Source organism: Alkalibacterium sp. m-11 (genome assembly GCF_054658155.1).
Map to the genome: position 1 here is coordinate 1 of NZ_BAAGIR010000018.1, position 14,337 is coordinate 14,337.

General features: G+C 38.0%; 13 protein-coding genes and 1 pseudogene. 2 read left to right on the forward strand and 12 right to left on the reverse strand.

Annotated features, from left to right (window positions below):
* A partial coding sequence (locus tag ACYQ2O_RS03565; protein WP_459796016.1) for an RNA-guided endonuclease TnpB family protein occupies positions 1–230 on the forward strand: 230 nt, incomplete at its 5' end.
* Positions 231–753: 523 nt separating this feature from the next.
* A complete protein-coding gene (locus tag ACYQ2O_RS03570; RefSeq protein WP_346024748.1) occupies positions 754–1,362 on the forward strand; it encodes a plasmid pRiA4b ORF-3 family protein in 609 nt (202 codons plus the stop codon).
* A gap of 255 nt (positions 1,363–1,617) precedes the next feature.
* Here ACYQ2O_RS03570 and ACYQ2O_RS03575 read toward each other — a convergent pair whose 3' ends face one another.
* From ACYQ2O_RS03575 to ACYQ2O_RS03630, 12 genes and pseudogenes are all read right to left on the reverse strand, one after another.
* Entirely contained in the window at positions 1,618–2,652 is a 1,035-nt protein-coding gene (locus ACYQ2O_RS03575) for an IS1096 element passenger TnpR family protein (RefSeq protein ID WP_459796017.1), read from the reverse strand.
* A 72-nt stretch (positions 2,653–2,724) separates the two neighbouring features.
* A complete protein-coding gene (locus ACYQ2O_RS03580; protein ID WP_346024774.1) occupies positions 2,725–3,405 on the reverse strand; it encodes a nuclease-related domain-containing protein in 681 nt (226 codons plus the stop codon).
* A gap of 301 nt (positions 3,406–3,706) precedes the next feature.
* Positions 3,707–4,468 (reverse strand): annotated as a pseudogene (locus ACYQ2O_RS03585) (ABC transporter permease); the annotation flags it as partial.
* A gap of 87 nt (positions 4,469–4,555) precedes the next feature.
* The gene (locus tag ACYQ2O_RS03590) at positions 4,556–4,903 is read right to left on the reverse strand and encodes a histidine kinase (RefSeq protein WP_459796019.1); all 348 of its coding nucleotides are present in this window, start codon (positions 4,901–4,903) and stop codon (positions 4,556–4,558) included.
* Between the two features lie 285 nt (positions 4,904–5,188).
* On the reverse strand, positions 5,189–6,862 hold the full coding sequence (locus ACYQ2O_RS03595; protein ID WP_346024751.1) for an SWIM zinc finger family protein: 1,674 nt from the start codon (positions 6,860–6,862) through the stop codon (positions 5,189–5,191).
* A gap of 337 nt (positions 6,863–7,199) precedes the next feature.
* Complete coding sequence (locus tag ACYQ2O_RS03600) at positions 7,200–7,574, reverse strand: type II toxin-antitoxin system PemK/MazF family toxin (protein WP_459769798.1); 375 nt, start codon at positions 7,572–7,574, stop codon at positions 7,200–7,202.
* Complete coding sequence (mazE, locus tag ACYQ2O_RS03605; RefSeq protein WP_346024753.1) at positions 7,535–7,765, reverse strand: type II toxin-antitoxin system PemI/MazE family antitoxin; 231 nt, start codon at positions 7,763–7,765, stop codon at positions 7,535–7,537. The genes ACYQ2O_RS03600 and mazE overlap by 40 nt, the downstream gene beginning before the upstream one ends.
* Positions 7,766–8,405: 640 nt before the next feature.
* Positions 8,406–9,440, reverse strand: coding sequence for an IS1096 element passenger TnpR family protein (locus ACYQ2O_RS03610; protein ID WP_346024754.1), 1,035 nt, complete (start codon positions 9,438–9,440; stop codon positions 8,406–8,408).
* A gap of 80 nt (positions 9,441–9,520) precedes the next feature.
* A complete protein-coding gene (locus ACYQ2O_RS03615) occupies positions 9,521–12,250 on the reverse strand; it encodes a YfhO family protein (RefSeq protein WP_346024755.1) in 2,730 nt (909 codons plus the stop codon).
* Between the two features lie 5 nt (positions 12,251–12,255).
* Positions 12,256–12,672: a GtrA family protein gene (locus ACYQ2O_RS03620; protein ID WP_459769793.1), complete on the reverse strand. Its 417-nt coding sequence runs from the start codon at positions 12,670–12,672 to the stop codon at positions 12,256–12,258.
* Positions 12,673–12,685: 13 nt separating this feature from the next.
* A complete protein-coding gene (locus ACYQ2O_RS03625; protein WP_346024757.1) occupies positions 12,686–13,072 on the reverse strand; it encodes a hypothetical protein in 387 nt (128 codons plus the stop codon).
* On the reverse strand, positions 13,032–13,655 hold the full coding sequence (locus tag ACYQ2O_RS03630; RefSeq protein WP_346024758.1) for a glycosyltransferase family 2 protein: 624 nt from the start codon (positions 13,653–13,655) through the stop codon (positions 13,032–13,034). Before ACYQ2O_RS03630 ends, ACYQ2O_RS03625 begins: the two co-directional genes overlap by 41 nt.
* Between the last annotated feature and the right edge of the window lie 682 nt (positions 13,656–14,337).

A 14,337-nucleotide genomic window follows, 5' to 3' on the forward strand; every position in this document is an offset into this window, starting at 1 on the left:
ATGCCGGATGGCATGAATTCGTCCGCCAGTTGGAATACAAAGCGGAACAAAAAGGACGTACAATCATCAAAGCGGACAGGTTCTATCCATCCAGCCAGATTTGTTCTGCCTGTGGACACCGTGACGGCAAGAAACCCCTCCACATACGGGAATGGGAGTGCCCTAATTGCGGGGAGTATCTGGACCGAGACATCAATGCCAGCAAGAACCTTTTGGCGTTAGCCAAGTAAAAGAAAACCTATGAGGCAGGGACTGCCTTTTGAGCCTACCCATATCCGATTCCTCTGTCTGCATGAAACCTGTGCAGACAAGAATGGAGTTCGTAGGAAGCCCCCACTTCAAAATCCGGAGGATTTAAGTGGTGGGTAGTTCACGTTATAATAATTGCTCTAAAGAGAGGTGATAGTATGGCATTTGACTACGATCTGGATTTTGATAACATAGATTTTCGCAAATAACCCGAATTGTATCGGGTGGAACGAGGTGAATAAGGGGTTCTGATGGTTGAACCATATAAAAGTGAGATCCTCGCTCACGCCGCTATGGGAATTACAAAGACGGTCGCAAATACGACAAGGATGGCAGAGTAAAAGACCGGGATATCATTGAAGAAAAAGCAGTAACTGCCCGGATTTTTGAAAAAAATGGATAATAGTCCGTGAAGTTGAAGATTACTTAAAGAGGACAAAAGAACATCAGAAAAAATATGGCTGATGTAATCCAAAGGTTCCATGTAAGAAAGGATGAAATGAAATGATTTATCAGATAAAAGTAACACTTAAGGATGTTGGCCTGCCCGTCTGGAGGCGATTATTAGTAGACAGTGACACAACATTTGAGGACCTGCATTATATTTTAATGGCTGCTTTTGACTGGGCGGGCTACCATCTTCATGAATTTGACGTCAGGCGCTCATACGGTGAACGTATGAGTGTCACTCGTATTGGTCCTGATGACGATACAAATGGGAGCGATCTGGAAAACAGTTTTCCGTTCGCAGTGGATGAAGCGTTCACTTCTCAGTTCCTTCCCCATCTAAAGATTCGTAATGAAAAAAACGAACGCCTTTCCGACTGGATCAAGCAGGAAAAAGACCGTGTCCTCTATACTTATGATTTTGGAGACAACTGGGAACATAATATAGTCCTTGAAAGTATTCTAGAAGCTGACCCCAGCTTGACCTACCCAACATGCATCAAAGCAAAAAATGAGGCTCCACCAGAAGACAGCAGAGGAGAACTGATCGAAGGGGAAATCGACTTAGTTAATCCGGACTGGAAAGAAATTGTAGCTGATATAAATGATGTGTTTGAAACGGAAGACTGGAAAGACGAATTCTTGAGTCAGGATGATTTCTTTTAAATAGTTGGAATACATGAATAGCCGTGCTGACTTCGTTTCCGAAATCAGCACGGTTATTATTTATGAATTAAGACCTGGGTAACCTTAATGTTATGATTATTGGCTTGGAGTGGTGCATTAATTATCTAATTTAAGTACCCAATGCTAAAATGCACTGGAGTTTTTATATTTTGTATCTATGGATTTGCCAACTTTTCAGTTAAAAAAGCTTTGAGTTGAAGCACACACTTACATCTTATTTGTTTTTATAATTAATCATAACAGTTTACTCGGCCTTACTTTTTTATCTTTCCAGCCCATACTTTTAGCCCATCTCCGTGCAACTGCAGACTCTTCTCTGCTATCTCCTTGATGCACTTCTCCAAGGAATCTGGCAAATCCGCTGAGACCTCCCACATCATCCATTACAGATAGACCATCAATAGCTAGACAGACCGGTCTATGCTTACGAAGAACCTCCGTATTGGCCTCCTCTATTTCCTGGACAGTGACTAGATGACTCCTGAGCAGTTCTTCACAAGACTTACGTTTAGTTATGCGCACTCTCCAGCCATCTCCAAAATCATATTCATAAAACAGTTCATCTGCCACTGGAAAGCCCCTTCCAAGGATCTGCTCACCTTCATATCCAATGAGTTCATCGACAAGCAGCTTCTCCAATAAATCTTCTGTTCCGGTTTCCATAAAGAGAGATCTGTTCATTTCTTCAATAGTCATGTCAATAAGCGGTGAACGCCCTCTAATTTCAGGTTTAGACTCAGAATCAGAATTTTTCCGGTCCATAAATTCTGAAAAAGATTCACGAATTTCAAGGTCCGGAAATCGGTCAAGCATCATCTCAACATCCTGTCTGGCCAATTCGTACTGTTCATAATGACCTCGGTAATCATATGGTCCAGTATATTTTTTCCGTAACCAGGAGTTAAAATTGCCTGAGTCATAATCATCATCCCAGAAAAGATCATGTTCCCCTTCTGAAGGGGGTTGGAATAATGTGCCGACAAGATCCGACCAGCCTCTAACTGTTCCATCAGTCACTCTCTTATAGTCATTCTCCGACAGTAAGAATCGCCTCAAATGTGAATTCTGCCAGCCAAAGAGTTTTTGTACAGTATAGTGTAGCGCATGAAGGGTCAGGTCTGCTGGGATAAGGATATCACGGTTGATGCTGGTCCCCGTGGACGATTCTCCGTATCGTTTAAGCAGGACTTGTTCTTCATCTGACATATGGTCGCTCACAAGCTCCAGATGAAGAGGTATGGGTCTTATTCTCTCTTTTTCTTCAGACATCTTTATTAACTCCTTTTTGTTTATTATTCAAATATAATCAATTGTCGATTATACTTGAACATAATTGTCTTATTATCGTTTGGCTTTAATAGCAACAACATGAGCTTTCTTAGTCTGTGCATCAGAAAGGGCGTACTTGCCTAGCCTATTAGCATATGCCTCAATTTCTCCCTGCGAGAGTACTTTCTGAGAATTTTTGACCTGTTTTTTTACACTTTTAATCAGGCGGTCTCTTTTTATGACTTTAATGTGATCAGATTGAACCGTTATTTTCTTGAGCGTACATCGTTCACTAAAAATAATATATGAAAGGTAAAGTCCTTCTCTGTCTATACCCGTTACACTTTTTAAAGCATTTATATGGGCATTGTTCTGCCAGATAGGATTATAGAAGGTAAACTTCTTTTTATTGGGAAATGTCTGAGTCCAGTTTCTCCGGTTTTCATTCCCGTAAATCCATCCGCTGTAATTTTTAGATTCAAATACATAAATTCCCGTTTCATCAACCATAAGCAGATCGATTTCCGTCGTTTCACCGTTCGACTTAGGTAAGTACAGATTAGTCAACAGCTTATGATTGCCCTCCATTTTCTCAAGTTTATAGTAAATCAGAAATTCACCATAATTGCCTTTATTAAAAACCGTTTGAATAAAACTGTTTCCGCTCGCAGACTGATAAGTGGACCGGGTGAATTTTATGTAGACAGGAGTGAGAACTAGTCCTCTAGTATCAAACTGTACATTATTATGTATTCCATTTTATAGCTCCTTCTGTTGTGTGTGATAATAAGCATCACAACTAATTGTAGTATGATAAGTTCCAAGTAGTCATAGATTATTTAGAACCTCTCTAGTCCTATTATATCAGAGTATCTTTATCCCATATGAATTAGTTTAATGGATTTATACTGCATTCGGTCTGGTCAAGGTGAAGGTGCTATTCTAAATTTTCGCATTAAAAACTAAAAAACGTTCCCCATCTTCCATATTAAAGAAAGCTTGAGGAACGTAATAGTAAAATTTAATATAATCTGTTTCAGTAGAACTATTGATACTATAAACTAATCTCATCTTTCCCTGAAACTTTCATAAAGAGAAGAAGCGACAAGACGGTGAAGATCATCAATATAGTTGATAATGCAGCTGCTATGCCATAGTTCCCACGAATAACTTCCGTGTAGATAGCAACAGTAACGGTTCGCGTATTCACTGTATACAACAGAATAGATGTCGACAGTTCAGATATCATTGTGATCCAGCTGAGTATCGCACCAGCAATGATTCCTGGCATCATCATCGGCACAGTGATTTTAAAGAATGTATTGATCTTGCTGCTTCCTAAGCTTTGTGCAGCTTCTTCAATAGACGGCGATATCTGATGCAAATCAGCGACAGATGATCGAATAGTGTATGGTAAACGTCTAACTGCCAAGGAGACAACCATGATGAAAGTCGTTCCAGTAATTGTCAGTAGACCTGTTCCACCGACTCCTGTATTGTAAGAAGTCAGAAACGCAATTCCCAGCACAGTTCCTGGGACGATATAAGGAATCATACTTAGTGTATCGATCGTCGCGGTGAGTGGGTTTCTTCTTCTGACAGCAAGGTAAGAAATAAATACTGCAAAGATTACGACAATTGTGATAGCCAGTAAAGGAATTCTGATTGTGTTAATGATTGAATTTCCCATTCTTGAGAATGCCTCGCGGTAACTGTTCAGCGAATAACCTGGCTGGAACACCATCCCACTGGTATTTAGAAACGAAGTATAGACAAGATACAGCTGAGGCAGAACTGCAGTAAACACTACACCATAGCTGAAGTCCTCAAAACGTATCTCATTAATGGCTAAATAGTTTTTTACGTACTCTAAATCCTCCGATAAAGTCGTGCCTTCATTCTGTTAATCCACACTATATCGTAAAAGGCTGTTCATTCTTAATAGTACTTCGTTTGCAAGTTGTGTGTCGATATACATAGCAGATCGAATGGTTTCCAGAGTATTAGCCAGAAAATGGGGATGAAACTGAGCTTCCAGCTTTTTCTTACTATCAAACAATAGGAGATCACTCTTGATCTGCTGCTGAGAGTTAAAAGTATAGAACAGCCGGTAAATCTGACTGGTTTCGATACTGCCCGTACCTGATATATATTGCTCGATTAAATTAGTATTAGTTTGATAAAAACTATGATCGATTGTTGAGAGTGTTTCAGGGACGACTTGTGCAAAAGTTTGAGTTGTATTGCTCAATCGATGATTTCTCATATTTACTATATATACGCCCAGCAATACAACAGCTAGCATCATCATGAGAAAGATTGTAATCAGCGACCCCTTTATGAGCTCTTTTCGATAGCGTTTTCTCTATTGCCTATCATATAGTGAAAATGGGCGGTTTGCTATGACTATTTTTTAACACTTCTATAAGTCCAGCTTCAGATATTTTTCTGTGATTATAATACTACAAGAAAACAAAAACACCATGATCCGTCTCATACAGGAGAAGGATCATGGTGTTTGAAATAAGCTTACTTTCTATAATTTCGCCTTACTCAGCTCATCCATAAAGGCTGGTCTTCGGCTATGCTTTTTCCGTATTTGCCCAGTCACTTCGTTAGCTAGTTTTTCATCTGTGACTTTACCATATTCTTTTATTAATGAAGCAACTGCTCTGTATCCTGACCGATTATTAGCCATAGAAGCCTCTTGCTCAACAAGGTATTTATACGCTTTAACAACCAACTCTTTGTGGGTATCTTGTAAATACTCAGCATACTCCCGAACATACCTGACATCGCTAGTGACTACTTCAGCTAAGGCGTCCACGTCTTGTTCTTCTCTAATTAATCTCAGATAAGTTTGATTATAACCTGTAAATTGAAAGTTCTTTTTCAATTCCACCTTGAGTTCTTCATAAAGTTCTTGTTCATTACCTTTATACAACTCTTTCAATTCATTGTAGTAGTCAAAATCACCAGATAAAAAGAGTTCTTTCCCTAATGTAAGTTGCTCATTTAGCATCTCCGCATACTTGTAAGCTTTATACCTTAACTCTTTCCAAATTGCTACTTTTCCTGTGTAGTGTTTTTGCTGATTCTCTCCTTCTTTGGTCAATTGAATGACTTGAAGATAATCTTTCTGATCAAAATATTTGTCGATAACCCTTTTTCTAAAACTGTCATACTTAATATTGTTCACTAAGAAGAGCATCTGTTCATCTGCATCTCCTCTTCTTTCAATCAAATGAAAGACTTTAATCAGATAGCGTTCATTGTGATACATTGTTGACCATGTATTGCCTTGTTTAATACGACCCATTAACTCTTCTACATAATTTTCATATAGGGTATCCTCTTCTGCCAAATCGTCCAAGACTTCAAATAACCCTTCTTGAAAATCCTCCCAAACAGGTACTTCGTTATGATCCAATTCATTGATGATTTTATTGTAGACTGCTTTTTTGTCCTCAAGACTTAACTCACTGGAAACAATAGATTTCACTATTTGTATGCAGTCATCCACAATTTCTCCAAGTGTCCAGTCGTCATCTTCAAAGTATTCGAGTAATTCCAGCAGTTCATTCATTACTAGACAAGCGATATCACAGGAAATCAAAGGGTCTTTAACGTTTAGCGCCTTATTAAGTACCTGCCCCATCTCTAAAGCATACTCGGCACTTCTTTCTTGATGTAAATTCCCTTTATAATCAAAGTATTTTTCATTTATAGCTTCCAGTACTCGTTTAGTTTCAGCTAACTCATCTTCAGGAGATCTTTCACCATATTTAAACCGCAAATGATGCTCCAAACTCGAATCATTCGCTGCTCTCTGCATGATAAATCGGACTAGTTCCTCCTTTGACAAGGAGTCTAATAATTCTTCAAGAGTATACGCATCATTTGGTTGAAATTCTTTTGACCCTTCAATTAAGTTGCCTTTTTCCATAAGTTCTCTCAATTTATAAAAAACAGAAACTTCATGTTTACAAATCGGGCCAAAGTCAAATGGACAAGTACAAGACGAATGAATGACCTCATGTTTATTCATTTTTAATTTCACATTGTATACATATGTTCCAAAAATGTCAGCTTCATATGAATCATAATCAGTCTGATATATCTTCTCGACCAATCCTTGTTCATAATATTGCTTCCCACGTTTCAAAATGGTTGAATTTATCTGTTTTTCGAACTGTCTTAAATTTATCATCCGATCACCCTTATATATCGTTATCTGCCCTTAAGTGGAACTGATTTACAAAATTCAGCACAATTAGTCAGCAACTTTACTTCTATATCCTGATGGACTCGTTTTCCAGTATTTCTAAATTACTGAATAATCTATCTATATTTTTTCACAGGTCTATTTATTAGTGAGCTATGTACTTGATATTTATTTATTCACACCAAAAATGTAAGAAATGACCAGATAATATCTTAAACTAGCTGTAGCTCCCCAGTTACACTTGAACCACGTCAAATGGGTTACTAGAGAGATTTGCTTTAAAGAGTCAGAAATAGGCCATCATTCTAGTTTACCTTCTATCTTATTCAAATATGAAATAAATCAACTGATTTATTTGCTCTAATTCATTAAATCCAATTTTTTCTATAAATTGACCGTTTCTCTCAACATAGTTAAGTGATTTCAATTGCGGAACGATTACTTGGCCTTTAATTTTAGATGTACTGGATAACTCGAATCGGGTAGGATTATTTCTTTTCGTAGACGTAATTGGGCATATCACGGCAAATCTGGTGCTCCGGTTGAATTCATATGAAGAAACAACGAGGCCAGGTCTTCTTTTTTGAATTTCGATTCCAGTAGAAGGATCGAAATCAATCCAAACGACATCTCCTTTTTCTGGAATATATTTTTTGTCTACCATATTTCTTTTCCAACAGGCTTCATTTCTGCCCATTCATCCTCTTCGTAAAATTCACCTTTTTCAGCATTTTTGAATGGATTTTCAAGTTGCGGAATCAACGTAATCGTTCCATGCTTATCCGTTTTCACAATATACTCTCTGTCCATATCAAGATTTTTGGCTTCTGCAGCAGGAATGGTTACCACTATTGAACTTCCTTGTTTGCGTAATTTTGTAGTGGACATACTATTCACTCTCCTTAAATTAAGTATACTCCGCAACACCTAATAACACAAATTTAAAATAGCGACATTTTATATCTTTTATTGCACTGTTTTCTTTCTACTTAAAGACAGATAGTCACAATGAAATGACTAGTCAAAAACCTTATTGATGCACACTAATAATGGGAAACCATTTCTGAATGGATCTTAAGGAAATTCAGCTATTCAGAACGAGTCTGATCAGAAATCAGGGTTACTTGTTCCGAATAATATGTAATCTAAAAGAGTTTGATCAAAAATCAGCACTACTTGTCTCGATTAACATGTAATCTAAACGAGTTTGATCAGAAATCAGCGCTACTTGTCTCGATTAATATGTAATCTAAACGAGTTTGATCAGCAATTAGCACTACTTGTCTCGATTAATATCTATTCGAGACAAGTAGTGGTGAAAAAATCCTGAACTTGTTCCGAAAGGCTTAAAAAGCTGGTCTGATTGACTCTCGGTAGACACAACACCTGATAAGAGAAGTATTGAAGCTGCCATTATTACAAAGAGACGAAAAAATCGGCAACGCACTATCACCAAAAATGGCGAAGGCGTAGCCGAGCTTTCCTTATCTATACAATACGTCGTATTAAAGAGTCAAAAACTGCCTTTTTACAGTATCTTTTTAGGGGCCAATTTCTTTTGGTTCCATCCCATATATTTTGCCCATCTGCGTGAATCAGCCGCTTCTTCTTTGTCATCACCTTCATAAATCGTTTCTAAAAATCGTGCATATCCACTTAAACCACCGACATCATCCATTACGGAGAGCCCGTCTCTAGTTAAACACACTGGTTTGTGTTTGAGGATCACCGTTTCACTGGCTTCTTCCAACTCTTCAGCACTCACCAGATAGTCTGACAGCAAATCATCATAGTGTCCTTTTTTTGTTATGTTAACTCTCCATCCGTCACCAAAATCATACTCGTATAACAATTCTCTGGTCACTGGAAACCCTTCTCCCCTTATTTCTTCATCTTCGAAAGCCAGAACATCAGAAACCAGCAGTTTTTCAAGCAAGTTCTCTGTTCCACTTTCCAACATGAGAGATGCATTCATTTCATCCAGTGTCATATCGATCAATGAGGCTCTGCGAAGTATTTTCGGTTCAGAATCGGGATCCTGTTCTTTTCGTTCCAAGTAATCATTAAAGGATTCGCGTATCTCCATGTCTTCAAACCGGTTCAGCAAGTCTTTAATATCCTGCCTTGCCACTCTATACTGTTCGTAATGTCCTCTAAACACATATGGTCCGGTATATTTTTTTCGAAGCCATGTATTTATACTGCCTGATTTATAATCATCATCCCAGAACAGATCATGCTCTGCTTCTGACGGCGGCTGGAATAAACTCCCCACCAGATCAGACCATCCTTTGACCGTATTGTTTGTCAGCTGAGCGTACACCTCTTCGGGAAGAAAAAATCGTCTGAGATGTGAATTCTGCCAGCCAAATAATTTCTGGATTGCATAATGCAGTGCATGGAGCGTCATATCGGAGGGAATAAAGATGTCTCTGGTAATGCTCTCTCCTGTGCTGGACTCTCCGTACCGCTTCAACAGCACTTTCTCATCGCTTGACAAAAAATCCGTCACCAGTTCCAGATGAAGTCGGATCGGTGTCATATCATTGCTGTTTCCATTCATATTAGATACCTCCAGTATTTCAATATATTTATACTAACATCCCACACTCTTTAATTCATTAATGATTTTATGTGAACTATTCAATGGTTTGAACGCTTTTTAGATATGACCTGAACTACTCCCAACAATAAGAGGCCAAGCAAACTCAATATACTTCCCGTTTTCAAATAAGGGTTCTTATAGGAAAAAATGATTTCTGAACTTCCGGAGTCTAAAGGCAGGCCAATAAATCCGATATTAGCTTGAACCAGTTCTCTCTCCTCACCATTAACGGCTACAGTCCATCCTTTTTCATATGGGATCGTTGTAACAAGGATCCCTGGGTCTTCTCTTTGAATCGTTCCTTCGATACGTTCATTTTCAAAGACTGAGATATCTAATGCATTTGCTCGTTTTTCATCAGCTAGTTCTCTATCAGTCAGTTCATCTACGGGTAAGGCATAGACCGTCACTTTATCAATCTGGTAGTGTCCTGTATCTTGAAATTGAATAAACAGTTCATCTGTTCCTGTATCCGTATGGCCAAGGTTGACAAACATATTTTCTCTATGAAAGTACGTACTGAAGGAATACTTGTCCGACTGACGAAACTTTTTGCTTCGTCCTTCATACATAAAGCGGATATTATAGCTTGTATCAGTCGGCATGTAAAAAGGTGTGTCTACAGGTTCATAATTCAATCCTTCTAAATGAATAAACAACTCATGTCCTGCAAATTCATTTGCGTTCTCAAGAGAAACACTTAAACGAGCGCCACTCTCTTTAACCTCTATTGTATGTTCTTCTGTATGTTCTTCCACTAGCTGTAGTGCAAGGTCGCTGTAGTCGATTTGATGAGCCACGGTTTCAACTTGTGGAATATTCTCTATGCTTTCCACTTGAATTCCTTCACTAGTTTCTAAGACTACTGCCTGCGTTAGGACCCCTTCTTTTTCGATTGGATTTAAATCAGAAAAATCGTCTCGCAGGATCATGCTGTCTTCCGCGTAAGCAAACGGGAAACTGGCTTCTGTTTGAGAAACAATAAATGCCGGATCCTCAGTTGATCGATGGATCACTTCGTACCCTTGCGGAAGGTAAGCTTCATTCACTTCTTCAGTTAGGATGTATTCAATGTTGAGCAAATGATTGGCTATGCGTCGATCATCCATCCCGTTTCGAAGGGGTTGAATAATCTGATAAGAAGCCAGTTCCATTTCTTCGGCGAACTCAGCTAGATAGCCATTTGTAATTGAAAGGTAAGTACTTAATCCCATCAAATCATGATAGATGAATTGATTGCGTGTGTGATTATCTTGTGATGTGACCCCTACTCGGTATACCTCTTCTTCGGGTAAAAAACCTTGCATGCCCCCAAATAAATTTTCATAACGATCCATTGATGTATTTAATTCAATGGTATCAGCTATCGAATGTCTTCCATATGGAAAGTACAGACTCATTGCGTTCGTTGCCATGTTCAATAAGACTAAGCTCACTAAAGCAACGGAAATCCAGTTAATCGTTTCTGCCTTTAAGTCTGTTTTTGACTCATAAGCAAGCAAGAACCACATGAGCCAGCCTAGCGCCATTGGAATAACATAGTATAGATACATATTATGTGTAAAGGCTGAAATTGCATAGATCAAAGAAAAAACGATCAACCCATACTTGATTAATTGTAGCTCTTTAACTTGTAATGTGTTCCGTTCTTCCAGAAATTGTCCACTGGCAAAGGACAAAAAGAAAGGAATAGCAAAACTAAAACGATTATACGGTCCGGACATCCCGTTCATGAATGATCCAAAAAATGGGAACATCAGAAATAATCCCAAAATTAAAAGCATCGTGCCTGAAACTGTCTTTTCCTGTTTCGTTTTCCATAAAAAGATGACAGAAAACAACGCAAAGATCGAAAGACCACCAACAGTCCATAAATAGGATTCAGGAACGAACAAGTTATGAATGAGTGCAGTATAATAACTTAAATGATAAACAAGCAGATTGATTGCGGGTCCATCCGTCCCTCTTGATGCATTTAAAAACCCGTCGATCATCGGTAAAAAGATTACTGCACTTAATAAGACACCAATTATATAGTGCACTAAACAACGTCCAAAAGAAATGGCTAACTGCTTCACATTTCCAAACTTATAAAGCATACCGTACCGGACTATGCCATATATGAAAAACAAGACAGTTAATTTGTAAAAGAAATAAAAGTTAGCAATGGCACTGATTGCTACCATCACACTAAACAGTAACCCGGACTCTTTTCTTAAAATTTTCTCGACACCCAGACAAAGAAGCGGATACCAGATCAATGGTAAAATAAAAAAGGGATGCCGTTTTGCATTATAAATAACAAAAAAGCTGAATGTATACATAAACGCCCCCATCAAACCCGCACCATGGGAGGCTTTAAATTTTCTGACAAAGGTTAGATAACTTAGTCCAACACACCACATTCGAACAAATATCAGTAAATGAAAAGAAAACTCTCGTAAACTTTCCGGGAAAAGCACGCCTAAATAAACAAAGGGATCCCCTATAGCGTAATAGCCGTATGCCGTGATCGTATCCGCACCGGCACCAATCGACCAGTCCCACTGTGGAAACCCATTCCCTCTCAGTACCCCCTGAATGATGTTTACATATTCGTCAAACAACTGAAAGTGTTGCGTAAACCCGTCACTTTGCCATATGAAAGACCCTCCAGATAAAAAATAAACACTATAAACCACCAGACAAGTTAGACAAAAGACTAGTGAATAAGTCATAAATGTTTGCTTTGTAATGGGTTTATTTAGAAACTCTTTGTCAATAAACATCTCAGTCACTCTTTTCGTTTGAAAATATAAAGCTTACTAAATATATAATTTAAACTGACGATAATGAACTGCGTCAGGATTTTAGACAGATTCGTTCCCATGCCCATAAAATCAACAAGTATCCACATGCTTAGCATATCAAATACACCAGAAATCAGTCTTAACCCTACAAATAAATAGAATGCCTTAAAGGCTGCTTTAACTGTAGTTGATCTATATTTGAAAACATATTTTTTATTTGTAAAAAATGCAAACAGGATCGCAGCGATAATTGAAATAGCATTGGCTATGAGATATGAAATACCTAATACGGTATCAAATAAAAAGAAGGCCCCTATATTCACTGCAGTTGTCAGCAGGCCAAATAGAATGTAATCAATTATTTCCTGATAATTTAAGTACACCGTTTTTATTCTACTCATTGAAAAGTACCCTTTAACTTTCTTTTTCATGATTTGACATCTCTCTAACAAAATAAGGCGGTCTTCCCTTAGTTTCTACAAACACCCGGCCCAGATATTCACCGATGAAGCCTAAAGAAATCAGCTGGATTCCTCCCAGAAATAAAATTGAGGCGATCAAAGTCGGATACCCACTGACATCCGTTCCGAATAAAAGCGTCACGCCTATTTCATATGCCAGAAAAAGAAAGGCAAATAAAGAGATAATGAATCCAATATAAGACCATATTCTTAAAGGTGCCGTACTGTACGACGTAATGCCATTCAGCGCCAGCTTGAATAATTGTGCCCAGCTCCATTTAGTTTCTCCTGCAGCGCGACTATCCGCATAATAGGTCAGTTCCTTTTTTTTTGAACCCAATCCATCCATACATCCCTTTGGTGTAGCGTTCTGTTTCTCTCAGTTCCTGTAATGCTTTCACACACTTTCTATCAAGCAAGCGGAAATCTCCAGCAAGAGGATATACCTCTTCACTTGATATTTTCTGCAGCACATTGAAATAAGCGTTTGACGTCCATTTCTTTAAACGGCTTTCGCCATCTCGTTTGGCTCGAACCGCATAAATGTCTTCGTATCCTTTTTCCCACCACTCTATCATTTCACCAATGAGTTCAGGTGGCTGCTGCAAATCCGCATCAAGTATCACAACAGCCTCTCCTTTTGCATAATCAAATCCAGCAAGCATAGCAATTTCCTTACCAAAATTTCTCGATAAATCTATGTATCTGATATAAGGAGTACGTTCACTATACTTTTGTAATAGTTGAATAGTCTCGTCATCACTGCCATCATTCACAAACAAAAATTCAAAATCATAGAGGACATTTGACACTCGAACGTCTTCTAAACGACTGATCAGCTGACCAAGTACATCCTGTTCATTATAAGCAGGTATTAAAATAGTGATTAGTTTGCTAGCTTGCGATTGATTATTTGTAGCCATTACACATTCTTCTTTCTTTGGCCAATTATTTAAAAACTAAACTTAATGTTGTCATTATACCTAACTGCGTTTTTTAACGGTATTTAGTTATTTACTGCCGCTTTTTATCAAAGTCTCTCCATAAATCAAAAAAAGTATCTTCCCCGTAATCTAATTAGCACATTTTTAGGCATAACCATAGTATAGGTTTATTCCTTAAATATAGCTATTGAAACGAAAGAAAATACTTTTCAAAATTATCTGGACTTTTTTTGTGGACACTTTTTTTGAATAGTTCAGTTATCCGCATTGAATCTCTCCATGTCCCACACTCACCGGCTCTATAATTCACTTAGGGGGCTTATAATGCTACACGCAATATTCAATCAGGAAGTGTGTATAAAACTTCTGACTGGTATAGTTCGGGAAATAACTTGTGATACGGCTCGTCGTTTTAGCATTATCATAGGCTATCAAAAGGTGTCAAATAGCTTAAAATCAAGGTTTATGAATTTAAGATTGTCATGAAACATCATAGAATTTTATATAAACGTCCTCAAATTGTCCCCGCGACTAATTGGAAAAATAAGTATAAATGGCATTCATACATAACACCACTATGGGTATACCAGTTTTAATTAAAGCACGTTCTCATTTTGATGAATTACTTTATTTGCCAAAATGCGAATGTGCTATTTTTTTA